At 75.2% G+C, this 24,126-nt stretch carries 19 protein-coding genes and 1 pseudogene; 6 read left to right on the forward strand and 14 right to left on the reverse strand.

Annotated elements, in window-relative coordinates:
- Window positions 1-29 precede the first annotated feature (29 nt).
- Window positions 30-578 (forward strand): DnaJ family domain-containing protein, encoded by a 549-nt coding sequence (locus ACWPXV_RS08565; RefSeq protein WP_454084846.1) that lies wholly within the window; start codon window positions 30-32, stop codon window positions 576-578.
- Here ACWPXV_RS08565 and ACWPXV_RS08570 read toward each other — a convergent pair.
- Window positions 513-2,492, reverse strand: coding sequence for a hypothetical protein (locus ACWPXV_RS08570; RefSeq protein WP_454084847.1), 1,980 nt, complete (start codon window positions 2,490-2,492; stop codon window positions 513-515). The two genes, ACWPXV_RS08565 and ACWPXV_RS08570, sit on opposite strands and share 66 nt — an antisense overlap.
- 160 nt (window positions 2,493-2,652) lie before the next feature.
- On the opposite strand from ACWPXV_RS08570, the gene ACWPXV_RS08575 reads away from it, so the two are divergent.
- Window positions 2,653-3,879 (forward strand): exonuclease SbcCD subunit D, encoded by a 1,227-nt coding sequence (locus ACWPXV_RS08575; protein ID WP_251840144.1) that lies wholly within the window; start codon window positions 2,653-2,655, stop codon window positions 3,877-3,879.
- A 1-nt stretch (window position 3,880) separates the two neighbouring features.
- The gene (locus ACWPXV_RS08580) at window positions 3,881-6,880 is read left to right on the forward strand and encodes an AAA family ATPase (protein ID WP_454084848.1); all 3,000 of its coding nucleotides are present in this window, start codon (window positions 3,881-3,883) and stop codon (window positions 6,878-6,880) included.
- 3 nt (window positions 6,881-6,883) lie between these two features.
- On the opposite strand, the gene ACWPXV_RS08585 is transcribed toward ACWPXV_RS08580, so the two are convergent.
- From ACWPXV_RS08585 to ACWPXV_RS08595, 3 genes are read right to left on the reverse strand one after another with little or no spacing between them, the layout of a single operon-like run.
- The gene (locus ACWPXV_RS08585) at window positions 6,884-7,366 is read right to left on the reverse strand and encodes a DUF6912 family protein (RefSeq protein ID WP_251304216.1); all 483 of its coding nucleotides are present in this window, start codon (window positions 7,364-7,366) and stop codon (window positions 6,884-6,886) included.
- 35 nt (window positions 7,367-7,401) lie between these two features.
- The gene (locus ACWPXV_RS08590) at window positions 7,402-8,691 is read right to left on the reverse strand and encodes an AAA family ATPase (protein WP_454084849.1); all 1,290 of its coding nucleotides are present in this window, start codon (window positions 8,689-8,691) and stop codon (window positions 7,402-7,404) included.
- Complete coding sequence (locus ACWPXV_RS08595; RefSeq protein ID WP_454084850.1) at window positions 8,688-9,338, reverse strand: hypothetical protein; 651 nt, start codon at window positions 9,336-9,338, stop codon at window positions 8,688-8,690. Before ACWPXV_RS08595 ends, ACWPXV_RS08590 begins: the two co-directional genes overlap by 4 nt.
- Window positions 9,339-9,475: 137 nt before the next feature.
- Here ACWPXV_RS08595 and ACWPXV_RS08600 point away from each other — a divergent pair, with 137 nt between their 5' ends.
- Window positions 9,476-9,691: a helix-turn-helix domain-containing protein gene (locus tag ACWPXV_RS08600; RefSeq protein WP_251840149.1), complete on the forward strand. Its 216-nt coding sequence runs from the start codon at window positions 9,476-9,478 to the stop codon at window positions 9,689-9,691.
- A 10-nt stretch (window positions 9,692-9,701) separates the two neighbouring features.
- Here ACWPXV_RS08600 and ACWPXV_RS08605 read toward each other — a convergent pair whose 3' ends face one another.
- The gene (locus tag ACWPXV_RS08605) at window positions 9,702-10,211 is read right to left on the reverse strand and encodes a hypothetical protein (protein WP_454084851.1); all 510 of its coding nucleotides are present in this window, start codon (window positions 10,209-10,211) and stop codon (window positions 9,702-9,704) included.
- Between the two features lie 132 nt (window positions 10,212-10,343).
- Here ACWPXV_RS08605 and ACWPXV_RS08610 point away from each other — a divergent pair, with 132 nt between their 5' ends.
- Both ACWPXV_RS08610 and ACWPXV_RS08615 read left to right on the forward strand, forming a co-directional pair.
- Window positions 10,344-11,276: a LysM peptidoglycan-binding domain-containing protein gene (locus ACWPXV_RS08610; RefSeq protein ID WP_454084852.1), complete on the forward strand. Its 933-nt coding sequence runs from the start codon at window positions 10,344-10,346 to the stop codon at window positions 11,274-11,276.
- Window positions 11,273-11,752, forward strand: coding sequence for an Rv3235 family protein (locus ACWPXV_RS08615; RefSeq protein ID WP_454084853.1), 480 nt, complete (start codon window positions 11,273-11,275; stop codon window positions 11,750-11,752). The genes ACWPXV_RS08610 and ACWPXV_RS08615 overlap by 4 nt, the downstream gene beginning before the upstream one ends.
- Before the next feature lie 4 nt (window positions 11,753-11,756).
- Here ACWPXV_RS08615 and ACWPXV_RS08620 read toward each other — a convergent pair whose 3' ends face one another.
- The 9 genes and pseudogenes from ACWPXV_RS08620 to mtrA form a co-directional block, all read right to left on the reverse strand.
- Window positions 11,757-12,374, reverse strand: a complete 618-nt coding sequence (locus tag ACWPXV_RS08620) for an FMN reductase (RefSeq protein WP_454084854.1) — start codon at window positions 12,372-12,374, stop codon at window positions 11,757-11,759.
- Between the two features lie 20 nt (window positions 12,375-12,394).
- Window positions 12,395-13,582, reverse strand: a complete 1,188-nt coding sequence (locus ACWPXV_RS08625) for an LLM class flavin-dependent oxidoreductase (RefSeq protein ID WP_454084855.1) — start codon at window positions 13,580-13,582, stop codon at window positions 12,395-12,397.
- A gap of 149 nt (window positions 13,583-13,731) precedes the next feature.
- A complete protein-coding gene (gene secA, locus ACWPXV_RS08630) occupies window positions 13,732-16,680 on the reverse strand; it encodes a preprotein translocase subunit SecA (protein WP_454084856.1) in 2,949 nt (982 codons plus the stop codon).
- A gap of 73 nt (window positions 16,681-16,753) precedes the next feature.
- Window positions 16,754-18,021: pseudogene (locus ACWPXV_RS08635) on the reverse strand (winged helix-turn-helix domain-containing protein).
- A gap of 72 nt (window positions 18,022-18,093) precedes the next feature.
- Window positions 18,094-18,729 carry a ribosome hibernation-promoting factor, HPF/YfiA family gene (gene hpf, locus ACWPXV_RS08640; RefSeq protein WP_454084857.1) on the reverse strand — a complete coding sequence of 212 codons (636 nt, stop codon included), beginning with the start codon at window positions 18,727-18,729 and terminating at the stop codon, window positions 18,094-18,096.
- 152 nt (window positions 18,730-18,881) lie between these two features.
- Window positions 18,882-19,715, reverse strand: coding sequence for a ComF family protein (locus ACWPXV_RS08645; protein WP_454084858.1), 834 nt, complete (start codon window positions 19,713-19,715; stop codon window positions 18,882-18,884).
- Between the two features lie 267 nt (window positions 19,716-19,982).
- Complete coding sequence (locus ACWPXV_RS08650; protein ID WP_454084859.1) at window positions 19,983-21,683, reverse strand: LpqB family beta-propeller domain-containing protein; 1,701 nt, start codon at window positions 21,681-21,683, stop codon at window positions 19,983-19,985.
- Complete coding sequence (gene mtrB / locus ACWPXV_RS08655; RefSeq protein WP_454084860.1) at window positions 21,680-23,332, reverse strand: MtrAB system histidine kinase MtrB; 1,653 nt, start codon at window positions 23,330-23,332, stop codon at window positions 21,680-21,682. Before mtrB ends, ACWPXV_RS08650 begins: the two co-directional genes overlap by 4 nt.
- Window positions 23,329-24,012 (reverse strand): MtrAB system response regulator MtrA, encoded by a 684-nt coding sequence (gene mtrA / locus ACWPXV_RS08660; protein ID WP_454084861.1) that lies wholly within the window; start codon window positions 24,010-24,012, stop codon window positions 23,329-23,331. The genes mtrB and mtrA overlap by 4 nt, the downstream gene beginning before the upstream one ends.
- Window positions 24,013-24,126: the final 114 nt, after the last annotated feature.

Raw genomic sequence — 24,126 nt, forward strand, 5'->3', positions numbered from 1 at the left:
CTCCGGGTGGGGCGCGGGAGGATGGAGCGATGACCGAGCGCCGGCCGCACGACGTCCCCGTCGAGACCTGGGTGGACCGCCTCGTCCGCGACGCCGCGGCACGCGGCGCCTTCGACAACCTGCCGGGCGCGGGCAAGCCGCTGCCCGGCATCGACGAGCCGCTCCACGAGGACTGGTGGATCCGCCAGAAGCTGCGCAGCGAGGACCTGCCCCTCGACGGCCTCCTGCCCCCGGCGCTGCTGCTGCGCAAGGAGCTCGCCGCCCTGCCCGAGACCGTGCGCCCCCTGCGTGACGAGGCCGCCGTCCGGGACACCGTGCGTGCGCTCAACCGGCGGGTCGCGGACTACATCCGGTGCCCGAGCGAGCCGGTGCTGCCGGTCGCCCCCGCGGACGCGGACGCCGTCGTCGCGCAGTGGCGTGCCGGTCGCGGCGGTGACACGCAGACGGGTGGGACGCGGCCCGCCGAGCGTGCGGCTCCCGGACGCCCGGCCCGCCGCCGGCGATGGTGGCGGCTACGCCGGGCGCGCGAGAACCCCACCGATGTACCCCGCGACGGCGCCGGCCCAGACGAGGAGTAGGCCCAGGGAGAGGGTGAGGACGGCCCCCCGCACAGTGATCGCCGCGATGACGTAGGCGACCGACAGGAGGACGACGAGGAGGGCGGTCTTCCGCGTGAGGCTGCCCTTGCCAGTCACGCCGAAGGCCATGGCGACGGCGAGCACGGCGAGCAGCACGCGTGCCGCCGCCGCGACGAGGTGCGTCCCCTCGTCCGGGGAGATGTCCGCGACGTCGCCGAGCGCCGCAAGGGGCGCCGTGCCGACGATGGTGAGCCCGTCGGCGGACGTGAGGAGGTTCCACGGCAGGAGCGACCCGAGCAGGACGAACGCGGCACCACCGAGCACGAGGAGCGTGCGCAGCAGGGGCCGCCGGTCGGAGCTGGTCTGGGTGAAGGCGGCCTGGGCGAGGAGCCGCCCCTCACCGTCGTCGGCACTGACCTCGAGCTCCCGGGTGACCGACTCCCCACCCTGCGGGAGTGGCGCGTCGACCGTCATCCGGGCCTGTCCGACACCTCCGGGGGGCGCGGTCACCACGGGCGGCGTGAAGGTCACCCGGGCCGTGCCGTGGGAGTCGACCGCCCCGAGACGCACGGCGAGCGGTCCCTGCCCCGCGGTGTTGTCGACGGCGACGGCGAAGGTCCCGTGGCGGGTGTCGGCCCGGGTGAGGTGACGTGGCGTCACGTGCAGCTCCGCCGTCGTGATCGGCGACGGCGTCATCGTCACCTCGAGCGACCCCGGTGCCTCGTGCTCGGTGACGCCGTCCCCGGCGACGACCGAGAAGGGTCGCACGACCGTCCGTCCGCGCGGGACCACCTCGGTGAGCTGGACGTGTCCGCGGGCCACGGCGACCTGGCCCGCCGGGACGAGGAGCCGCTGCGGGGCGAGGGTGATGACCAGGGCCCGGGCGGGGTCCCGACCCCCGAGGGCGAGCTCCACCGCCTCCCGGCCGCCGCGGTTGTCGACATGGACCTCGAAGTCCGCGGCGACCGCGTTCGTCACCCGCAGCTCGCGGGGCGACAGGTTCACCCCGACGGGCACCACCTCGGGCTCGGGCGAGGTGTGCTGGACGAGGGTGAAGGTGGCGGTGGACTCCCCGCCGTCGTTGGCGGCCGTGACCGTCAGCTGCCGCGTCGCGTCCTGCCCGGGGGCGGGAGCCGGGGCCATGAAGTGGCCGCGCACCTCGACGAGCTGACCGGCCGGCACCTGGACCACGCGCGGCACGAAACCGAAGCGCACGACGCCCTCGGGGTCGGCGCCGGAGAGCTCGAAGCTCTGCGGGAAGTTGGCCCGCCGGTTGTCGATCCGCACGGCGAAACGGGCGCGCGCCTCGTCGGTGAGCCGCAGGAGACGTGGCTGGACGTCCAGGGTGGCGGGCGGCCCGTAGGGGGCGACGGTGACCGTGACCGCCACGGGCACCCGCTGGTCCGGTGCGGACTCGGAGCACACCTGGAGGTGGACGGTGAGCCGCTGGGCGGGGACGAGCGCACCGTCGCGGATCCGCAGGCCGACCTCGAGGGTGCCCTCGTCGCCGGGCATGAGACGCAGCGGCGCGAGGCTCACCTCGAGCCAGTCCGGCGTCTCCTCCGCCTCGACGACGACGCCGTCCACCACCGAGGACCGGTTGGACACCCGTGCGGTCACCGTTCCCGGCTGCTCGGGGACGAGCGTGACCTCCGTGGTGACGGCGTGGACCTCGGGCGCCCGGGCGTCCGCCGGCGCGGTGCGGACGGCGGTCGCGGTCTCGCCCTGGGACGCTGGGGCCACGGCCTCGGCCGTCTCGACCGTGTCGATGGTGTCCGGCACCGTCGCGACGGCGGGGTGCCCGCCGATGGTCGTCGCGCCCGTGTCCCACCCGAGGTAGGTGTCGCAGGCGCGGCAGAACTGGGTTCCCTGCGGGTTCGCAGCCCCGCAGCTCTCGCACACGTCCTCGGACATCGACATCCCCGTGACCCCTCATCGGACCGCCTCGATCGTACCGCCGGCCGTGGCCGATCCTCCCTGCCCGAAGGGGCAGGGACACCTGCCCGGGCGGCCCGGGAGGCGCCGTCCCGCGGGGCTCCACGGCGATGTCGGTGGCCGCGGTTACCGTCGGACCATGCGCATCCTGCACACCTCGGACTGGCACCTGGGGCGCACCCTGCACGGGGTGGACCTCGTCGAGCACCAGTCCGCCTTCCTCGACCACCTTGTCGAGGTGGTGCGCCAGGAGCGCGTCGACGCCGTCCTCGTCGCCGGTGACGTGTACGACCGCGCGATCCCGCCCGTCGCCGTCGTCGACCTCCTCACCGACGCCCTGCTGCGGCTCACCGAGCTCACCCGCGTCGTGCTCACCCCGGGCAACCACGACTCCGCCACCCGGCTCGGCTTCGCGGCCCCGCTCTTCCGGGAGCGCCTGGCGGTGCGGGCGCGGGTGGAGGACCTCGCCCGGCCCCTCGAGCTGCCGTCCGCGGACGGCGGGTCCTGCGCGCTCGTCTACGCCCTGCCCTACCTCGACCCGGACACCACCCGTCACCGTCTCGCCGAGGAGGACGACGACGGCGCCCCGGCCGTCCCGGCGCGCTCGCACGAGGCGGTGGCCGCGGCCGCCATGCGACGGGTGCGCGCCGACCTCGCCTCCCGGCGTGCCACGGGCCCGCGCGTTCCCGCCGTCGTCATGGCCCACGCCTTCGTCGTCGGCGGGCGGGCCTCGGAGTCCGAGCGGGACATCCGCGTCGGGGGCGTCGACGCCGTCCCGCTCGACGTCCTCTCGGGCGCCGGCACGGACGGTCCGTCACCGGACTACGTGGCCCTGGGCCACCTCCACGGTCCGCAGCGGGTCGGGCCGCAGCCCGTGGCCGGGGAGCCGGGCACGCTCGCCCGGTACTCCGGCTCGCCGCTGGCCTACTCCTTCTCCGAGATGCACCACGCGAAGTCGAGCGTGCTCCTCGAGCTGGGGGCCGGCGGCGTCGGGCACGTCGAGCTCGTGCCCACGCCCTGCCCGCGGCGTCTGTCGGAGGCGTCGGGCAGCCTCGAGGAGCTCCTCTCCCCCGCCTTCGACGCCCAGGCGCAGGACTGGGTGCGGGTCGCGGTCACCGACACGGCACGGCCCCGCGACCTCTACGCCCGGGTGCGGGCCCGGTTCCCGCACGCGCTCGTCGTCCAGCACCGTCCCGCCGTGCCGCTCACCGGCGGCCCGGCGCGCGCCGTCACCGCGGCGAGGGACCCGCTCGAGGTGACGGCCGAGTTCGTCCAGGAGGTCACCGGCGGTGCTCCCACCGCTGCCGAGACCGCCGTGCTGCGTGCCGCCTACGAGGCGGCCCTCGCCGCCGAGAGGAGCGCCTGACATGCGCATCCACCACCTGAGCCTCGAGGCCGTCGGGCCCTTCGCCGGGCACCACGAGGTCGACCTCGACCAGCTCTCCGCCGGCGGGCTCTTCCTCCTCGAGGGGCCCACCGGCTCGGGCAAGTCGACCCTCATCGACGCCATCACCTTCGGTCTCTACGGCACCCTGGGCAGCCCCGCGCGCGACGACCGCCTCCCCTCGGCGCACGCCGCCGGCGCGGAGCCGGTCATCGAGGTCGTCTTCTCCACCGGTGCCGGCATCTACCGGGTGCGCCGCACCCCGGCCTTCCAGCGCCCCAAGCGCCGCGGCGAGGGCACCACCCGGCAGAACGCCACGGCCAGGCTGTGGCGCCTGGAGTCCGTCACGGACCCCTCCGGCGAGCCGCTGGCGACCACCACGCAGGAGGTGGGCACCGAGGTCCGGCGCATCGTGCGGCTGGACCGCAGCCAGTTCAGCCAGACCGTCGTGCTGCCCCAGGGACGCTTCTCCACCTTCCTGCGTGCCAAGCCGGACGAGCGCGCCGCCGTCCTCCAGGACGTCTTCGGCACCGAGGTCTACCAGCGGGTCCAGGACCAGCTCGTCGCCATGGCGCGAGAGGCGCGCAAGGAGCTCGAGGCCGCCCGCCGGGAGGTCACCGGGTGCGTCGGCAACCTCGGCTCCCTCCTTCAGGACGGCGACGAGTCCGTCGCCGTCCTCGAGCAGGCAGCCGCCGAGCTCGACTCCGCGGTGATGGAGGAGGCCGCGGCCGCCGTCGTCGCCCGCGCCGAGAGCGAGCGCGCCGCTGCGGAGGCGCGCCGTGAGGAGGCGCGCGCGGCCGAGCGGGCGGCCCAGCGTGCGCTCGACGCCGAGCAGGACCTCGCCCGGCGGGTCCGCCGGCGCCGGGAGCTGCTCGCCGAGCAGGAGCAGCTCGCGGCTCGCGCGGACGCCGTCACGGCGCTCGGGGAGGAGCTCGCGGCCGCGCGACGGGCCGCTGTGGCCGCCGGGGCGCTGCGTGCCGAGGCCGCGGCGCGAGCGGCCGTCGAGCACGCCGAGGACCAGCTCGCCCGGGTGTGCGCCGCCTCCGCCGACGGCCCCGACGCCGACCTCACCGACCTCGGGCTCGGCGCCCTGCGGGAGCTGGTCACCGCGCTCACCGGCGAGCGCGGAGGTCTCGTCGAGCTCCTCACGCTCGAGGCCGGTCTGGCCGCCCGCGAGACAGCGGTCGAGGCGGACGAGACCGCCCTCGCCGCGCGCCGCACCGCGCTGGAGGGACGCCGGGCGGCCCTCGCGTCGCGGCCCGGGCAGCGGGAACGGCTCTCGGAGGCGCTGTCACGGATCCAGCGCGAGGCGATGAGCGTGCCCGCCGCCGAGGCCAGGGTCGCCACCTGCCGCGCGGTGCGTGACGCCGCCCGCGACGTCGAGCAGCGGCTCACCCAGCTCGTCGCCGCCGAGGCCGCGGTCACCGCGGCCACCTCCGGCGCCACGACCGCCACCCAGGAGGAGCAGACCGTCAGGAGCCGGTGGATCGCCGGGATGTCGGGCAGCCTCGCCGCCGAGCTCGAGCCCGGCACGCCGTGCACCGTGTGCGGCGCCACCGAGCACCCCGCCCCGGCGCCCCGCTCCCCGGAGCACGCCACCGCGGAGGACGTCGACGCCGCCGCGGCACGTCGCGCGCGGGCGGAGGACGCCGTGAGCGCTGCCCGGGAAACCCGCGCCCAGGCCGAGGCCCGGCTCCGTGCCGCGCAGGAGGCCTCGGGCGGGACGGCCCTCGCCGACGCCGAGGAGTCCCTCTCGGCGGCCGAGCAGGAGCTCAAGGACGCGCGGGACGCCGTGCGCCTGGCCGCGCTGCACGAGCAGGAGCTCGCCGTCTTCGACGAGGAGACCGACACGCTGCGGGAGGCCGTCGGCCGGGAGGAGAACGCGCTCGCCGCCGCCACCGAGGAGCTCCGGGGCCGGCGCGCCGCACTTGCCGCCGACCGCGAGCGCTGCAGCCGTGGCTCCGCGGAGGCCGGCACCGTCGCGGACCGGGTCCAGCGGATCGAGACCCGGCTGGGCACGGCCCGCCGGGTGGTCGAGGCCCGCGACGCGCACCACGCCGCTCGCCGGCGCCAGGACGAGTCGGCCGCCGCGCTGGCGGCCGCGCTCACCGAGTCGCGCTTCACCGACGCCGCGGAGGCCACCGCTGCCCAGCTCCCCGCCACCCGGATGGCCGAGCTCGAGCGGGAGGTCGCCGAGCACGGCGGCGCGACCGCCCGGGTGCGCGAGTGCCTGGCCGAGGCCCCGATCGCCTCGCTCACCGGCGAGGAGGTGCCCAGGGTCGAGGAGGCGGAGGCCGTCCACACGGAGCGGCAGACCGCGCTGATCTCCGCCACCGAGCTCGCCGGCCGGGCCGCGGACTCCCTCACCCGGCTGCGCCGCTGCCACAGGTCCCTCAGCGAGGTCCTCGCGCGGCACCACGCCGTCACCGAGCGCGCCGCGCCCGTGCTGCGGATGGGTGAGCTCGCGGCCGCGGGCGAGGGCAACGCCCGCGCCACCACCCTGTCGACCTTCGTCCTCCTGCGCCGTTTCGAGGACGTCGTCGCCGCCGCGAACGACCGCCTCGCCGTCATGTCCGACGGCCGCTACTCCCTCACCCGGATCGACGAGCGGGAGGGGCGCTCCCGCAAGGCCGGCCTCGGCCTCACCGTCCACGACCACGTCACCGAGACCACGCGCGACCCGCACACCCTGTCCGGAGGGGAGACCTTCTACGTCTCGCTCTGCCTGGCCCTAGGCCTGGCGGACGTCGTCACGAGCGAGGCCGGCGGCATCTCCCTCGACACGCTCTTCATCGACGAGGGCTTCGGCTCGCTCGACCCGCACACCCTGGACGGCGTGCTCGGTGAGCTGAGCCGCCTCCAGGCCGGGGGCCGCGCCGTCGGCATCGTCAGCCACGTGAGCGAGCTCAAGGAGCGCATCGCCGACCGCATCGAGGTCCGCCGGCTGGCCTCCGGTGCCTCGACGCTCACCGTGCGGGCCTGAGGGTCAGCCCCGCAGCTCGCGGGCGAGCACCTCACGCTCGACGATGTCGTGCCACAGGAGGTCGTGCTCGGCCGCGCGGTCCACGGCGGCGTCGTCCGTGAGCGCGGCCGTCACGGCCTCCTCGGCCCCCGGCTCGTCGACGTGGATGCTCACGACGTCCGACCACGGGACGATCGCCCGCACCTCGACCGCGCTGGGAAGCTGGTCGTCGCCCTCCTGCCACGGGCGCGCACGCTCGGGGACGACGACGCCGGAGTCCGGCACGTCGGCCGCGACGACCACCCGACGGGGCACCGCGGAGGACGCGGCCCGCAGGTGGACGACGCTCTCGTCGGCGGCGGCGAGCATCGCGCTCGCCTCCAGGCCCTCGTCGTCCTCGTCCGGCAGCGCGCGCCGCAGCTCGGCGGTCACCGCGTGCGCCCAGCGCGGCGGCAGACCGGCCGGTCGGCTGAGGTCCGCGCTCGTGGCCGGCAAGTAGATCCGCATACCGGCATTCTTCCGCACGGACGTACGAAAGCGCGTCATCCCGCGCCGGTGCGGCCCGCCCGGAGAACGCGCCCCGGTGTCCTGCGTCGTCGGCGTCCGGCCCGGGAGTCGGCCGCCGGTCCGGCTACCCGCTCGGCGAGGTCCCGCAGGGCCGTACGCGCCCTGCTGCCGGGCGCGACCTCCGCGAGCGTGGCGCCGCGCAGCACGGCGCGGTCGAGCGCGGGCCGGTCGTCGGGCACGAGCACCGGCGCGCTCACCCCGGCGAAACGGGCGAGGGACTCGACGACGGCCTGCTCCGGGCTCGCGCCCGTCGCCGAGCCACGGACCCGGTTGACGACGACCACGCGCTGGGCGTGCGGCGCGGTGACCCCCGACTCGGTGAGCTCCTGCAGTGCCATGACGAGACGGTGCATCCCGACCGGCTCACCGGCACCGACCACGACGACGACGTCCGCCGCCCCCAGCGCCGACAGTGCCGCCTGGTGGCGGCGCGGGGCGATGCCAGAGGTGAGGCCACCGACCGGGTCGTCGATCCCCGCCCCGACGTCCACGACGGTCCACCCGGCCAGCTCCCGGGCCCGCTCCCACACGACGTCGAGCGAGGCGGCGGGCAGCTCGCGCCACCGGTCGGCCCGCGTGAGACCGGTGAGGAGCCGCGGCCCGCGCTCCAACCGTCGCGTGAGGGAGCGAAGGGACTCGGCGTCGAGCCGCCCGTCGCCCGCGAGACGGGCGGCAGCAGCGAGGCCGGCGGTCTCGTCGAGGACACCGAGCACCTGCGTGACGCTCGGCGCCTCGGTGTCGGCGTCCACGAGCAGCACCTCGCCGCGGTCGCTGAGCTCCTGGGCGAGGTTGACGGCCACGGTTGTGCGTCCGGGCGACCCCCGTGGCCCCCACACGACGGCGACCCGGCCGGCCGCGTCGCCGGTGTCCTCGGCGGCGTGGACGGGCAGGGCCGGCGTCGCGACGACGGCCGGCTCGCTGCCGGCGAGCTCGGCGACCACCCGTGCCCACTCCGCCGCGCCCGCGGCCTCCCACGTCACCGTCGTCGCGCCCAGGGCCCGGCACCGCTCGGCGTCGTCCTCGGCAGCGACGAGGACGGTGCGCACCCCGCTGCCGGCCAGCTGGCGCAGCACCGGCCGGTCCAGTCCCGGCAGCTCGGCCGACAGGACGGCGAGGGAGCCCAGTCCGGCCAGACCGGCGGCCACGACCTCGGGCACGTCGGCGCAGCGGCGCACCACCTGCAGCCCGGTGCCGGGGGCGTCGAGCAGGGAGACGAGCGCGGCCTCGTCCGGGCCGGTGAGGGCGAGGAGCACGCCGGTCGTCACGGGCCGCCGCCCGGGACCGGGACTACGACGATCTGCCCCTCCCCGCTCTGTGCGGCGAGGACAGCGGGCAGCTCCTCCTGCGGGACGAGGACCTGGACGGCGGAGCCGCCGGCACCGGCGAAGAGTGAGTCCGCCTCGAGCAGGTCGGAGACGAGGAGCCCCTCGGCGAGCAGGCGCGGGGGTTCCGGCTCGCTGTCCTCCTGCAGCCCGGGCAGGGCGGGAGCCGTCACCCACAGGTCGACGGCCGCCCCCTTGACGACGCCGCTGGGGGCGGCGCCCGGCAGGCCGACGACGACCGGGCGCAGGTCCACCTCGGCCGAGCTGCCGACGGCGGCAGCCGGCACGAGCTCCCCGGCACCCACGACCCTGGTGACGACGGCGTCGTCGGGAAGGTCCGCGCCCGCGACGACGTAGGCGTCGGCGAGGCCGTCGGGCCGCACGGCGTGCGGGCGCAGCTCGGCGTCGGCCAGCCGGTCGCCGGGCGTCAGCGCCTCGACGGCGAGGAGGACGTCGGTCGTGCGGTCGGCCCGGGCGACCGCCCAGCTGCCGAGCGCCACCGAGGCGGCCACGAGGAGCACGCCCACCCCCAGGCGCGGGTCGCGCCAGCTGGGACGTCTCAGCCGCTGTGCCCCGTCGTCGTCGCTCATCGCACTCCCCTCCGCGTGCTTGGGCCTATGGTGCCCGCTCGATGCGGGCCGCGGGCGCGTTCTCCACAGCGTTCTGTCCCGACCCGCCTGTGCACAGGGTGGACCGCCGGTCCCCGCGCCGGTGACAGAATGGGCCTATGGCGCGCTTCCTCACCCTCGCGGACGTCGCGGAGGAGCTGTCGGTGTCTGTGGCCCAGGCCCGCTCCCTCGTGCGCTCGGGCGACCTCCCCGCGATCCAGGTGGGTGGGCGCGGCGTGTGGCGCGTGGAGGCCGTGGTCCTCGAGGAGTACATCCAGCGGCAGTACGCCCGCACCCGGTCGGCCCTGGCCCGCGGGGAGGACCTCGGCGACTGAGCCCGCCGGGTCAGGCGGTCTGCACCGCCAGCACGTGCGCGAGCGCGACGGCGACGGCGGTGCCCGGCCCGGCCTCGACGTCGACGTGGTCGGCCGCGACGCGCGTGATGCGGCCCCGGTAGTCACCGGCCGTCGTCCGCACGACGACCTCGCTCTGCTCCCGGGCCACGGCGCGCAGCACGTGCGTCAGCCGCAGGCGCCGCTCGACGACGGGAGCCTCGGGCGCCGCCGCCCCCAGTGACCGGGCCGCGGCCACGGCGGAGGTGGGCACGAGGACACGGCGCCCGGCGTCGCCCACGAGGAGCCACTGCACGGCGGCGTCGAGGACGGTGCCGCGGACGTCGCTCCCGTCGCGCAACCGCAGCGACACCTCCCCGCCCTGGCGGGCGCGGAGGCGGTCGGCGAGGGACACCTGCGCCTGCTCGGCCTCGGCGAGGTCGGCGACCTCCTCGTCCTCGGCCAGCCGCGCCGCCTGGAGGAACTGGCGCTCGAGGTCGTCGAAGAGGGCTTCCCACCGCATCGGCCCACGGTAGTGCCCGTCCACACCCGGCGCTTCCCTCTGGACAGCGGCCCCGCGGAAGCGTACACATGTGAGCCAAGCCACATCAAACGACGTCAAACGTCATCATCCGACACCACTCGGAGGCAACCGATGCTCCGCACCGCCGCCCTGGCCGCTGCCGCGCTCGTCGCGTCGGTCCTGCTCGGCCGCTGGTCCGTGGAGCTCGGGGCGCGCGGGGTCGCGCGCGTGGACGAGGCCGTCGCGCTCGGGACCGCGGCGGGCGGCACGCTCGTCGCGGCCTGGTACGCGCTCACGGCCGTCGCCCTCCTCCTCGCCCAGCTGGCCGAGCTCGGCCGGCGCGCCCCGCGCCTCGCCCGCGGCCTGCGGGCCGCCGTCGGCGTGGCAGGGGCACCGGTCCTGCGCCGCGCCGCGGTGCTCGGCGTCGGCGCCGGACTGGCGCTGGCGTCCGTGCCCGCGAGCGCGGGCCCCGCGGCGGACGACACGGTCCCCCACGACCTGCGGCCGGGGGTGGGCTCCCTGTCGGCCCCGAGCGCGGCGCCACCGGAGGAGGTGCCCGGCGCGGAGGAGACGGCGCAGGGGGCGACGTCCGTGCCGGAGCCCTCGGCGCCGGCGGACGAGGGCCCCGAGGAGCCCGCCGGCCCGCCGAGCACGCCGTCCCCGCGGCCGGACGTGCCCTCGGGCGCACCGCCGGAGGACCGGGACGCGGCCGCCCCGTCGGAGGACCGGGACACTGCCGCCCCGTCGAGCGAGCAGGGCACCGCCGCCCCACCCACGGTCGCGGCCGTCTCCGGCACCGGCGCAGCGGCGGGCACCCCCACGCCACCCCCGCACTCGGCCTTTGCACGCGAGGCGGACCGCGGCACCGCGAGGTACGTCGTCGAGCGCGGCGACTCGCTGTGGTCGATCGCGAAGGCGCACCTGGGCGAGGGCGCCACCGACGCCGAGATCGCGGCCGAGTGGCCGCGCTGGCACACGACGAACCGCGCCGTCATCGGCACGGACCCCCATCTCATCCACCCGGGCCAGGCTCTGCTGGCCCCCGACCCCGAGGAGCAGCGATGACCACGCTCGCCCCACCACTCGCCTCACCGGCACCCCCGGTCATGTCCGGGCTCGAGGACGCCCGCACGTGGGACCGGGTGCGCTTCAGCGCGGAGACGCCGGCCGAGGCCGCCGACCCACCCCCCGAGGGGGCCGAGCTCAGCGGGCTGCCGCCCGTCGGCCCGTGGGCGGGCACGCTCGTGCGCGCAGCGGTCGAGGTGCTGACGGGCAGCCGGCCCACCGCGCAGCTGGCCCGCTGGCTCAGCGCCGAGCTCTACGAGTCGCTCGCCCGGCGGGCCGGGCTGGCCGTGCGGATCCTCGGCCGCCCGAACCCCGCGCTGTGCGCGCGGGTGCGCAAGGTGCGCTGCACGGAGGTGCGGCCCGGGGTCCACGAGGCCGCCGTCGTCGTCCACGACGGGGTGCGGATCCGGGCCGCAGCCGTCCGGGTGGAGTGCCACCGTGGCCGGTGGCGGGCCACCGCCCTGGAGATCGGCTGAGCGGCTACCGGCCGAGGAGGTCGGCGAAGTCGGGGACGGCGTCGAACTCGTCGGCCGCGGCGGCGCGTGCCGGGCGGGCGGCCACCTTCTCGGCGAGCTCGCGGCCGGCGCGCCCGATGCGCGCGGGCAGCGGGCTCACGTCGTCACCGTGCCCGGCCCAGTCGTCGGTGGCCGCGAAGACGGCCGTGCTGACGACGTCGGCGTGGAGGTAGGCGAAGAGCGGGCGCATGGCGTACTCGGTGGCCAGGGAGTGCCGCGGCGTCCCGCCGGTGGCGCCGATGAGGACCGGCACCTCACGCAGGGCGTCCTTGTCGATGACGTCGACGAAGGACTTGAACAGTCCCGAGTAGCTCGTCATGAAGACCGGGGTGACGGCGACGATCGCGTCGGCGCCGGTGACGGTCTCCAGCGCGGTGCGCAGCTCCCCGGCGGGGAAGCCGGTGAGCATGGCGTTGGTGATGTCCTGGGCGAGGTCGCGCAGCTCGATGGTCACGACCTCGGCCGCGACCCCGCGCTCGGTGAGCGCGTCGGTCGTGGCCTGGGCGAGCCGGTCGGCGAGCATCCTCGTCGAGGAGGGCTGGCTGAGGCCGGCGGAGACGACGGCGATGGTGCGGGTGGTCATGTCTGTTCTCTCCTCGGTGGTCACAGGCCGAAGGCGGCACCGCGCGTGGCGGTGGCGGCGGCCTCGTCCTCGGCGCGGCGGCCGGTCCAGCGGTCCTCGCCGGCGACGTGCGCGTCGCCGGCCTTGCCCTCGGCCCGGGCCTTGGCCACGCGCTCGGCGTGGCTGGGCGGGTTCGAGGGGATGTGCGCCGGGCGCTTGGACTCGTTGATCTCCCGCAGGGCGGGGACGATCTCCTCGGCGAGGATGTCGATCTGCTCGAGGACGGTCTTGAGCGGCAGGCCGGCGTGGTCGACGAGGAAGAGCTGGCGCTGGTAGTCCCCGACGTGCTCGCGCATGGTGGCGTACCGGTCGATGACCTGCTGCGGCGAGCCGACGGTCAGCGGGGTCTCCCGGGTGAAGTCCTCCATCGTCGGGCCGTGGCCGTAGACGGGGGCGTTGTCGAAGTACGGGCGGAACTCGTTCCACGCGTCCTGGGAGTTCTTCCGGGCGAAGAACTGCCCGCCGAGCCCGACGATCGCCTGGTCGGCGCGGCCGTGGCCGTAGTGCTCGTAGCGCTGGCGATAGTACCGGACCATGCGCTCGGTGTGCTCGAGGGGCCAGAAGATGTTGTTGTGGAGGAAGCCGTCGCCGTAGTACGCGGCCTGCTCGGCGATCTCCGGGGTGCGGATCGAGCCGTGCCACACGAAGGGCGGCACGCCGTCGAGGGGGCGCGGGGTGGCGGTGAAGCCCTGGAGCGGGGTGCGGAACTTGCCCTGCCAGTCCACCACCTCCTCCTCCCACAGGCGGCGCAGCAGCGCGTAGTTCTCCACGGCGAGGTTGACGCCCTGGCGGATGTCCTTGCCGAACCACGGGTACACCGGGCCGGTGTTGCCGCGGCCCATCATGAGGTCCATGCGGCCCTCGCTGATGACCTGGAGCATCGCGTAGTCCTCGGCGATCTTCACCGGGTCGTTCGTCGTGATGAGCGTCGTGGCCGTGGACAGGGTGATGTTCTTCGTCCGCCCGGCGAGGTAGCCGAGCATCGTCGTCGGGGACGACGCGACGAAGGGCGGGTTGTGGTGCTCGCCGGTGGCGAAGACGTCCAGCCCCGCCTGGTCGGCGTGCTCGGCGATGGTGAGGATGGCACGCACCCGCTCCGTGTCGTCCGGCGTGCGGCCCGTCGTCGGGTCGGTGGTGACGTCACTGACGGTGAAGATTCCGAACTGCATGTCGTGCCAGCCCCTCAAATTCGATGCGTTTGCATGTACGCCCGGTCCAACGGGTGAGGCCGCCCTTCTATTCCGGCCGCGCTGAGGCCTCCGTCACCGGCACGCGCGAACGCCCCGCACTGCCATGCAGTGCGGGGCGTCCGTGGGTGTCAGCGCCTCTTGGAGGCCTTGGCGGCGCGGCGCCGGGCCTCGCGGTTGCCGGCGCCCGCGGCGGCCTGAGCGGCTCCGGCGTCCCCGCTGCCGGCGGCCGCGCCCTTGGCACCGTCGGTACGGACGGTGGGCCGGGTGTCGCCGTCGGCGGACGGGGCGGTGTAGGTGAGCGAGGTGGGCCGCTGCGGCTCCTCGAGCCCGACGATCTGCGGGCCGCCACCGAAGGCCGCGGGGGCCGCGGGCGCGTCCTCGCCCGGCGCGCCGTCCGCGGACCGGTTGGCGGTCACGGACTTGGCGCCCGCACGGCGCCCGGAGGGCTTGCCGTCGGCCGCACCGTCAGCGGAGGCGCTCGCAGCGGTGGCACCGAGCCGGGCACCGGCAGCGGTCTGCGCGGCCGCGTCGGCGGTCACGCCGCCCTGGCCGTTGCCCGCCTGCGCGTCCCCCGGCTGCTGGACCTTGACCTCGAGGTTGAAGAGGTAGCTGACCGCCTCCTCCTTGATGGCCTCGTTCATGGCCTGGAAGAGCTGGTAGCCCTCGCGCTGGTACTCCACGAGCGGGTCACGCTGGCCCATGGCGCGCAGCCCGATGCCCTCCTTGAGGTAGTCCATCTCGTAGAGGTGCTCGCGCCACTTGCGGTCGAGGACCGAGAGGACCACGCGCCGCTCGAGCTGGCGCATGACGGCGGGGGTGAGCTCCTCCTCGCGACGCTGGAAGGCGAGGTGGATGTCCGAGCGCAGCTCCTCGACGAGCATGTCGGCGCTGAGCCGGTTCTGCCCACCGGCCTCCTCGATGACGTCCTCGGCGGTGATGGAGACGGGGTAGACGCGGGCCAGCTCGGCCCACAGCGTCTCCAGGTCCCACGTCGCCGAGTCCGGCGAGGCCGTGTACTCGCGGACCAGCGCGGAGACGGCGTCGTCGAGGAAGCTCTGGACCTGGTCCTCGAGGTCCTCGCCCTCGAGCACCCGGCGGCGCTCCTCGTAGACGACGGTGCGCTGGCGGGACAGGACGTCGTCGTACTTGAGGACGTTCTTGCGGATCTCGAAGTTGCGGCCCTCGACCTGCGCCTGCGCGGAGGCGATCCCGCGGGAGACCATCTTCGCCTCGAGGGGCATGTCGTCGGGGAAGGCGGAGCCGTCCATGACGCGCATGGCGAGCCCGGAGTTGAACAGCCGCATGAGGTCGTCCTCCATCGACAGGTAGAACCGGGACTCGCCCGGGTCGCCCTGTCGGCCGGAGCGGCCGCGCAGCTGGTTGTCGATGCGGCGCGACTCGTGGCGCTCGGTGCCCAGGACGTACAGGCCGCCGAGCTCGACGACCTCCTCGTGCTCCGCGGCCACCGACGCCTTGGCCTCCTCGAGGGCCTCGGGCCACGCGGCCTCGTACTCCTCGGGGCTCTCCTCGGGGTCGAGCCCACGCTGGCGCAGCGTGTCGATCGCGATGTGCTCGGCGTTGCCGCCGAGCATGATGTCGGTGCCGCGGCCGGCCATGTTGGTGGCGACGGTGACGGCACCCTTGCGGCCGGCCATCGCGACGATGGCCGCCTCACGGGCATGGTTCTTCGCGTTGAGGACCTCGTGCGGGACGCCCTTGCGCTTGAGCAGGGCGGAGAGCAGCTCGGACTTCTCCACGCTCGTCGTGCCGACGAGGACCGGCTGGCCCTTGGCGTGGCGCTCGACGATGTCCTCGACGATCGCCTTGTACTTCACCTGGGCGTTCTTGTAGATGAGGTCGGGCTGGTCGATGCGCTGCATGTCCCGGTTGGTCGGGATGGGCACGACGCCGATGCTGTAGGTGCTGGAGAACTCCGCCGCCTCGGTCTCGGCGGTACCGGTCATACCGGAGAGCTTGTCGTAGAGGCGGAAGTAGTTCTGCAGGGTGATTGTGGCGAGCGTCTGGTTCTCCGCCTTGATCTGCACGCCCTCCTTGGCCTCGATGGCCTGGTGCATGCCCTCCGAGTAGCGGCGCCCGGCCAGCACGCGGCCGGTGTGCTCGTCGACGATGAGGACCTCACCGTCGGTGACGATGTAGTCCTTGTCCCGCTTGAACAGCTCCTTGGCCTTGAGGGCGTTGTTGAGGAAGCCGATGAGCGGAGTGTTGAGGGACTCGTAGAGGTTGTCGATGCCGAGGTGGTCCTCGACCTTGGCGATGCCGGGCTCGAGGACACCGACGTTGCGCTTCTTCTCGTCGACCTCGTAGTCGTCGTCGCGCTTGAGGCGCGTCGCGAGGCGCGCGAACTCGGCGTACCACTTGTTGGAGTCGCCGGACGCGGGCCCGGAGATGATGAGCGGGGTGCGGGCCTCGTCGATGAGGATGGAGTCGACCTCGTCGACGACGGCGAAGTGGTGGCCGCGCTGGACGAGCTCGTTGGTGGACCAGGCCATGTTGTCGCGCAGGTAGTCGAAGCCGAACTCGTTGTTCGTGCCGTAGGTGATGTCGGCCTCGTACTGCTTGCGGCGCTCGTCGGGCTTCTGGCCGGACAGGACGACGCCGGTGCTGAGCCCGAGGAAGCGGTAGACGCGGCCCATGAGCTCGGCCTGGTAGCTGGCGAGGTAGTCGTTGACGGTGACGACGTGGACGCCCTTGCCGGTGAGCGCGTTGAGGTACGCCGGGAGCGTGGCGACGAGGGTCTTGCCCTCACCGGTCTTCATCTCCGCGATGTTGCCGAGGTGGAGGGCCGCGCCGCCCATGACCTGGACGTCGAAGTGCCGCTGGCCCAGGGTGCGCCTGGCCGCCTCACGGACCGTGGCGAAGGCCTCGGGCAGCAGCTCGTCGAGGGTCTCCCCCGCGGCGAGCCGCTCCTTGAACTGGTCCGTCTCGGCGCGCAGCTCGGCGTCGGTCAGACCGCTGACGCTCTCCTCCAGCGCATTGACCTGGTCGGCGATCGCGGTGAGCTGCTTGAGCACCCGTCCCTCGCCCATGCGCAAGATCTTGCTGAGGATCGAAGCCACGCGGTTCCACTCCCGGTTCGACAGTCGGCGCCGTTGACGGCGTCGGGCGCACCGTCGGTGCGCACGCCTGCCGTCAATGGTAAGCGTCTGCGTCCGTCTGCCGAACCCCGTCCAGTTCCGCTCCCAGCGGACGGGCGAGGTCACCGCCCGCGGCGGCGTCCATGGCGACGGCGTGGGCACCCAGCCACCGCGCCATCGTCGCGAGCTCGGCCGCCAGCTCCGCGACGACGACGGCGGGTGCGGGCCAGGTGGCGGCGTCACCTGGCCGGGGCTGCTCGAGGAAGGCGCTGCGCACGAGGAGCCGCGCCGTGTCGCGGTCGTGCTTGAGGTCGACCCGGGCGACGAGGTGCTCCCCGAGGAGGAAGGGCAGGACGTAGTAGCCGTGGGTGCGCAGGTGGGCGGGGGTGTAGATGCCGATGCGGTAGTGCATGCCGAAGAGCTCGAGGAGGCGGCGCCGCTCGAAGACGAGGGGGTCGAAGGGCGCGAGGAGTGCGCGGGCCGGGGTGCGCCGGGGGACCCGGGCGGCGGCGTGCATCCAGGTGGGCCGGTCCCAGCCGGTGACGGTCACGGGGAGGAGCTCGCCGGTGTCGACGAGCTCGTCGACCGCGCGGCGGGTGACGCGCTGGCCGAGGCGGAAGTAGTCGGCGAGGCAGCGCAGCGTGCCCACGCCGTGGGCGCGGGCGGAGATCCGGACGAGCTCGCGGACGGCGTCCTCGGCGCCGGCGCGGGCCGATCGCGGACGTGCGGCGGCAGCACCCGCCCGGTGAGGTCGTAGACGCGCTCGAACTGGGCGTTGCGGCGGGCGGCGGTCAGCTCTCCCGCGTCGAAGAGCGTCTCGAGGGCGGTCTTGGCCGCGCTCCAGCGCCAGCCCCAGCCCTCCCCGCGCTCGGTGTAGCGCGCGTCGACGAACGCCTCGACCTCGCGGCCGGTCAGCGGCCCGCGCTCGGCGACGACCTCGCGCGCGAGCGCCAGCAGGCCGGGGTGGCGCTCCTCGAGGACGGCGGGGTCCATGCCCGCCCAGCGCCGACGCGTCCCCGCGACGAGCGGGTAGGTCTCGACCGGCAGGTAGGAGGCCTCGTGGGCCCAGGCCTCGACCATCCGCCGCGGCGCGCGGCCCGAGGCACGGTCGAGGAGCGCCGTGTCGTAGGGCCCCAGGCGGGCGAGGAGCGGGAGCAGGTGCGCGCGGGCGAGGACGTTGACCGAGTCGATCTGGAGCAGCCCGATGCGGTCGAGGGTGGCGGTGAGGTGGCGCATCGTCACGGCCTGCGGCCGGGGGCGGTCCAGGCCCTGGGCAGCGATCGCCACCCGGCGGGCCTGGGCGAGGCTCAGCGTGCGCGTCACCCGGGTGACGCTACCGGGCCGGGCGCGACGGCGGGCCGCGACGTGTGCCGCGGCCCGCCGTCGTCGTGCTCGTCAGTCCTGGGCGTGCATCTCGTGGTTGAGCCGGATGATCCCGTACGTCCAGCCGTGGCGGTGGTAGACCACGCAGGGCTGCTTCGTCTCCTCGTCGATGAAGAGGTAGAACGGGTGGCCGACCAGCTCCATCTCGTAGAGGGCCTGGTCGACGGTCATCGGGGTGGCGTCGTGCAGCTTCTGGCGCACGATGACCGGCGAGTCCCCGAGCTGTGCCTCGACGGCGACCCCGGGCTCGGTGGGCGGGGTCGGCGCGCTGGGCGCCTCCTCCTCGACGACCTCGGGGAGGGTGTCGGGCATGGGCGTCGGCACCTTCGCGGCGTCGCGCCGGTGGTGGTTCTTGCGCCGGTCGCGTGACCGGCGCAGGCGCTCCATGAGCTTCGTCGTCGCCATGTCCAGGGCGGCGTACCGGTCGTCCGCGGCGGCCTCCGCCCGGACGGTCGGGCCCCGGTCGATCACCGTGAGCTCCACGCGCTCGGCCTGGTCGGCCAGCCGGGGGTTCTGCTCCCGGGTGATCTCCACCTCGATGCGGTGCGCGCGGGGGGCGAGCTGCTCGACCTTCGAGAGCTTGTCCTCCAGGTGCGTGCGGAAACGCTCCGCGACCTCGGTGTTACGGGCAACAACGGCGATGTCCATGGTGACCTCCGTAGAGAGAGTGGAACCTAGTCGGTTCCTGGTGCGTCCCGCCGGCTGTGGCGGGTGAGGAAGCTGCCTGGCACCTCCTCTCCTCGCAGCTCGCGGACCTCCGGCAGTGGCCGGCGGGGCGAGAGGGCGTCCATACATGAACGTTAGTCGAGGTTCGCTCCGCTGACCTGGGATGCCGGTCCCAGCCTCTGCCGCGCGGGCGGTGGCGGCGTCCGGCCCGGCGGTGGGGTGGCCGCGAGGACGAGCGCGCCCGCCACGCGGGAGCCGGCGGCGACGAGCGCCCGCGCGCAGGCGGCGAGGGTGGAGCCGGTGGTGAGGACGTCGTCGACGAGGACGACGACGTCACCCCGGGCAGGACCGGCCAGCACCCGGACGGCGTCGCCCCGGTTGCGGGCACGCGCCCGGACGCCGAGACCGGACTGGTGGCGCCGGCCGCCGTGGCGCCGCAGGAGGTCCGCCGACCGCACCGCCCGCCCCGGCGCGACGGCACCGGACGCGGCGAGCCCGGCGGCGACGGCGTCGGCGAGGTCCCCGGCGACGAGCGCCCCCCGCAGCCGGCGCCGCAGCCCGGAGGGGGCGGGCACGACGACGACGTCGCCGGCGCCGTCCAGCACGAGGTCGGGGTCGTGCGCCCATACGCCGGCGCCGCGAGCGGCACGCTCGAGGAGCACCCGGGCGACGTCCGCGCGGCCGGTTCGCTTCCACGCGACGACGAGCCCGCGGACCGGGCCGGCGTAGTCGGCGAGGGACCACACCGGCAGCAGCGGTCCGGCGTCCCCGGGCAGGGAGAGCATGGGCGCGTCCCAGTCGCTGCGGACCGGGGTGAGGGAGACGAGCTCGCGGCAGGCGTGGCAGACCGCGACGTCCCAGGCGCCGCAGCCGGCGCAGTCCGCGGGCAGCACGAGGGCGAGGGCCTCGGCCAGGGCACGCGCCGAGCGTGCGGAGGTGGCGGGACGGCCGGGCGAGGGGCGTGCCATGGCACCAGCGTGGGCCGGGGTGGCTGCGGGCCGCCGGGCGCGGAGCGCCGAGGACTCGTCCGGCTGCTCGGACGGGCGCTGTGGAGCAGCGGTGACCGGCCTGCGGGACGAGCCGGGGACGCGGGAGCCGGCTGTCGGCGGAGTCGTGGCCGGGGGTGCCAGCCGGGGTGGCGGGGTGGTGGCCGGAGGTCAGCCGGGGGTGTCAGCCGGGGCAGACGGGGTGGTGGCCCGGGTGTCAGCCGGGGCAGACGGGGTGTGGCCGGGGCGTCAGCCGGGGTAGGCGGGGTCGCGGACGTCGCTGGCGGTGAGGGTCCAGCCCAGACCGTTGCGCTCGTACAGCTCCCCGGCCTCGGTCCCGACGAGGATCGTCCGGTCCCCGGTGGCGGCGGTGAGCCGGGTGGCGTCCGCGACGGGCGGCAGGTCGGTGGTGGGCCCGCCGATCGTCACGAGGTGGACGGCCACGGCCGGCTCCCCGCCGCTCGTCCCGAGCACCCCGACAGTCTGCTCGTCCACCCAGGTGGCCGTGAGCGCGTCGGTGAGCGCCTCCCCCACGCGCACCGGGTCGCCGAGCGCGAGCGGCCGGGAGTCGGCGTCGCGCAGGACCGCCGCGACCTCGACGTGCGCGACGTCGTTGTTCCTCCGCACGACGACGGCGCGCGTGCCGTCCCGGGAGATGCGCACAGCGAGCACCCGCGCGCCCTCGAGCCAGCTCGCGTCGACCTCGGTGACGACGCCGTTGGGCTGGACCGCGCGCAGCCTGCCGTCCCCGGCGCGCGGCGTGGTCCACACCCAGCCGTGCCGGTCGACGGAGGGCGGGACGAGGTTGCTGCCCGTGAGGAGCAGCGCCCCGCCGTCGTCCTCGCTGGGGAGCCGCACGAGGCGGTCGGTGCCGTCGAGGACCACGGGGCGCCCGGCGGAGTCGTCGTACGGGAGCGCGGGCGAGCGCGGGTCGTCGACGATCGCCGACTCGGGGAGCGGGAGGAGCTCGGAGCCGGTGAAGCGCTGCACCTGCCCCTCCGCGACGACCAGCGGGTTGCCGGTGACGTAGGGGTTGCGCAGCAGCTGGGGCGCCTCCACCTCGACGGGCAGGCGGCTGCCGCCCACCCGCACGTCGACCGACTGGACCGCCGGGACCGTACGCAGCGACTCCTGGATCTGGGCGACCATGAGGGCGCGCTGCGCCGGGTCGGCGGCCAGCGGCTCGGAGGTGAGGTCGACGGTCGCGATGCCCTCGGCGACCGTGACGGAGTCCTCCCCCAGCCGGGTCCCGGTGGGCACGGCGGTGGTGACGCCACCGGCCAGCCACGGCGAGGGCCCCTCGAGGAGGTGGCGCACGATGAGCGTGGAGGCGCTGCGGTCCGGGTACCACCGCGCCTCGGGGACGAGCGCCTCGCCGTCGGGGCTGAGGAAGTAGAGCTGGTACTGGTCGTACTGGGCCTCGAAGACCACGGGCGAGACGAGGATGCCGTCGTCGAGGTCGACGATGCGCCACTGCCCGTCGGCGGTGCGGGCGAGGGTGAAGTCGAGCTCGATGACGGAGTCGGGTGAGGCCTCCGTGTAGCGGCCCTGGGCGTCGACGCTCGCGTCCGCCACGGCGCTGGCCCGCACGGCACCGTCCTCGGCCTGGGAGTAGGTGATGTCGCGGGCGGTGTAGACCCGCACCTGGGCGCGCGGGTTCCACGTCTCGGCGGCCGGCCCGGCGAGGTACTCGCGGGCGACGGCGAACTCGTCGCCCGCGCCGGCGGCCACGGCCCGGAGGAAGCCCTGGACGATCTGGTTGGCGGTCGCGTCCGGCGTGGGCCCGTAGGCGAGGAGGGCCACCGAGCTACCCGCCTGCGGGACGGGGTCCGCGGCGTTGACCGGCCCGGAGTCGGGCAGGCTCACGCAGCCGGCGGCGGTGAGGACGGCGGCCGTGACGGCGGCCGCGAGGCGGGCGGCCACCCGGCGGCGCGTGGGCGCGGCGGTCATCGGCCCCCCAGGTTCTCGAGGTCGGGCACGGAGGTGGGCCCGGCGGGGTCGTCGGCGGGGGCGACCGGCACCTCCCCGGGGTGGAGCGGGAGCGGGGAGGAGGAGATGACCAGACCGGCCCGCCGCGGCAGCGTGAGGCGGAAGGCGGCGCCCTCGTCAGGCCGGCCCCAGGCCTCCAGGGTGCCGCCGTGGAGACGGGCGTCCTCCAGGGAGATCGACAGGCCCAGGCCGGTGCCGCCGGTGGTGCGGGCGCGGGCCGGGTCGGCCCGCCAGAAGCGGTCGAAGACGTGGCTGGCGGCCTCCGGCGTCATGCCGGTGCCGTGGTCACGGACGACGACGGCGACGGCCACCTCGTTGACGCCCACCGCGATGTCGATGGGCCGGCCCTCCCCGTGCTCGATGGCGTTGACGAGGAGGTTGCGCACGATGCGGTCCACGCGACGCGGGTCCATGTCGGCGGTGCAGGGCCGGCCGGGGCCGGTGACGGTGACCCGTGAGCCGGTGCGCTCGGCGAGCGGCGCGGCCATCTCGACGGCGTGGGCGACGACGTCCTGCAGGTCGCGCTCCTCGACGTCGAGCAGGGCCGCTCCGGCGTCGAAGCGGCTGATCTCGAGGAGGTCGGCGAGCATCTGCTCGAAGCGGTCGAGCTGGGTCTGGAGCAGCTCGGCGGAGCGGCGCACGGCCGGGTCGAAGCTGTCCCGGTTGGCGTGGAGGACCTCGCTCGCCATCCGGATCGTCGTCAGGGGCGTGCGCAGCTCGTGGGAGACGTCGGAGACGAAGCGCTGCTGGAGGCGGGACAGCTCGGCCATCCGCTCGATCTGGTCCTGCAGGCTCTCGGCCATCTCGTTGAAGGTGCGCCCCAGGGTGGCGAGCTCGTCGTGCCCGTGGACGTCGAGCCGCTCGTCGAGGAGGCCGTCGGCGAGCCGCTCGGCCGTCCGCGCCGCCTGCCGCACCGGGCCGAGGACGCGCTGGGCGATGAACCACGTCATCGCGCCGAGGAAGATGAGCAGGACGACGGCCCCGGCGCTGAGGACCTGGATGACGAGGGTGAGGGTGTCCTCCTCCGGGGCGAGGGTGTAGACGGTGTAGAGCTCGTGGGTGCCGGCGACGGGGAGGGTGACCTCCGAGCCGACGATGATGCCCGGGCCCCCGCCCGTGCTCAGCGGCAGGGAGATCGACTGCCAGTGCTGCCCACCGTCCGCGACGGCCGCCCGCATCTCCTCGGTGAGGACGGCGCCGTCGAGGAGGCGCTCGGGGAGCACCGCGTCGTTGATGAGCACCTGCGCGGACTCCTCGGGGCTGCGCAGCAGCATGCTGCCGACGACCCCGCCGCCGCCCGCGCGGCTGCCCGCGACGAGGTCGTAGGCCAGCTCCTGGACCTGGGGGGCGGTGTTGGCGATCGCGGCGTCGAAGCTCTGCTGCGCCGATCGGGTGCGGGCCGTGGCGTCGGCGAGGATCTCGTCACGGCGCGCCTCGAAGAGGCCGTCGCGGATGGTGACGCTGACGACCGCACCGAGGAGGACGAGGGCCGCGACGCCGACGAGCACCGTCGTCGTCGAGACCCGCAGCCGCAGCGAGGAGCGCCAGCGGTCGACGACGCGACCGGCCCACCCGCGGGTGCCGGGCTCCTCCTGCGGCTCGAGCCTCACCGCTGCGTGCTGCCCGCCCGGTACCCGACGCCGCGGACGGTGACGACGACCTCGGGGTTCTCCGGGTCCTTCTCGATCTTGGCGCGCAGCCGCTGGACGTGGACGTTGACGAGCCGGGTGTCCGCGGCGTGCCGGTAGCCCCACACCTGCTCGAGGAGCACCTCGCGGCTGAACACCTGCCAGGGCTTGCGGGCCAGCGCGAGGAGGAGGTCGAACTCGAGGGGGGTGAGCGCGATCGGCTCCCCGTTCCGGGTGACCTGGTGGCCGGCGACGTCGATGGCGAGGTCCCCGATGGTGAGGCGCTCGGTCTGCGGGCCGGTCGTGCGGCGCAGCCGGGTCTTGACCCGCGCGACGAGCTCCTTGGGCTTGAAGGGCTTGGGGATGTAGTCGTCCGCACCGGCCTCGAGGCCCGCGACGACGTCGATGGTGTCGGACTTGGCCGTGAGCATGACGACCGGGACACCGGACTCCGCGCGGATGAGCTTGCACACCTCGATGCCGTCGATCCCCGGCAGCATGAGGTCGAGGAGCACGAGGTCCGGCTCCTCGGCGCGGAACATCTCCAGGGCCTGTGAGCCGTCGGGGCAGGTGACGGTGTCGTAGCCCTCGCCCTGCAGCACGATGCCGATCATCTCGGCGAGCGCGGTGTCGTCGTCGACCACGAGAATTCGAGCGTTCATGCCCACTATCGTCGCACCCACGGCGCCGAATCCGGTGAGCCCCGGGTCATGTCGTGCACCACCGCCCCGGGTCGGCACCCGTCCGTGGCACGATGACCGCTGAGAGTGCGGAGG

Source organism: Georgenia sp. Marseille-Q6866, assembly GCF_965111665.1.